This is a genomic window from Mycobacterium sp. 050128 (assembly GCF_036409155.1).
Taxonomy (GTDB): Bacteria; Actinomycetota; Actinomycetes; order Mycobacteriales; family Mycobacteriaceae; genus Mycobacterium.
In genome coordinates this window covers 1-1096 of sequence record NZ_JAZGLW010000037.1, presented here as the reverse complement: position 1 = coordinate 1096, position 1096 = coordinate 1, and the positions used below count along the sequence as shown (strand labels likewise).

The following is a 1096-nucleotide window of genomic DNA, read 5'->3' as shown; positions in this document are numbered from 1 at the left end:
TGTTGCGGGTCATGACGTTGTAGACGCCGACATGGTCGGGATGTGAGGAGGACGGGTCCTTCGGCGGCAGGATGAGAAATCGCCAAACCCCTCGTCCTGAGCCTGAAGGAACCCGTCCATGACTCACGGTAATGCCCCGCTGTCTGTTGAAGGCCGTCGTCGTCTGGTTGCGCGCTGCGCCAACCGTCCCATTGCCCATGTGGCTGCCGAGATGGGGATCTCACGGGCGTGTGCTTCCAAGTGGGTCAATCGGTTCCGGCAGTTCGGCGAGTTGGGCCTATACGACCGCTCATCGGCTCCGGCGCGCCAGCCCACGGCGACCCCGGCCGAGGTCATCAGGGTGATCGAGGCGATGCGCCGGAGCCGCAAGTGGTCTGCGGCGCGGATCGCCTTCGAACTGAACGCGGGCGGCATCGTGATCAGCCGGCGCACCGTGAGCCGGCAGTTGGTTGCGCTGGGTTTGCATCGGCGCAGGTTCCTCGATCCCGGCGGGGATCTGAACCGGGTACCGCAACCCATCACCGCCCGCCACCCCGGACACATGGTGCACGTCGACGTCAAGAAGGTCGGCCGCATCCCCGACGGCGGTGGGTGGCGGGTGCACGGCAAGGGCAGCGCCCAGGCCAAAGCCGTGGCGGTGGCCACCGCAGCAGGCAAGCGAGCCGGTTATGTGTATCTGCATTCCGCCGTGGATGGCTACTCCCGGTTGACTTACACCGAAGCACTCACCGATGAAAAGGCCATCACGGCAATCGGGTTCATGCACCGGGCCCGGGTCTGGTTCGCTGCGCACGGGATTGACCGCATCCAACGGATCGTCACCGATAACGGCTCTTGCTACCGCGCCAAGGACTTCGCTCGCGTCCTGCATGGCGCACGCCACCAGCGCATCACGCCCTACACCCCGCGTCACAACGGCAAGGTGGAGAGATATCACCGCATCCTGGCTGAGGAATTCCTCTACGCCCGCACCTGGACCTCAGAAGCCCAGCGCGCCGAAGCACTCAAGGTCTGGAACATCCACTTCAACTACCATCGACCACACTCTGCCGCCGACGGCCAACCACCAGCATCACGACTCACCACCGGCGTCACC

Annotated in this window: 1 protein-coding gene; it reads left to right on the top strand. The window is 64.9% G+C overall.

The window, feature by feature from the left end:
• Positions 1-118 precede the first annotated feature (118 nt).
• A partial coding sequence (locus SKC41_RS31725) for an IS481 family transposase (protein WP_330981554.1) occupies positions 119-1096 on the top strand: 978 nt, incomplete at its 3' end.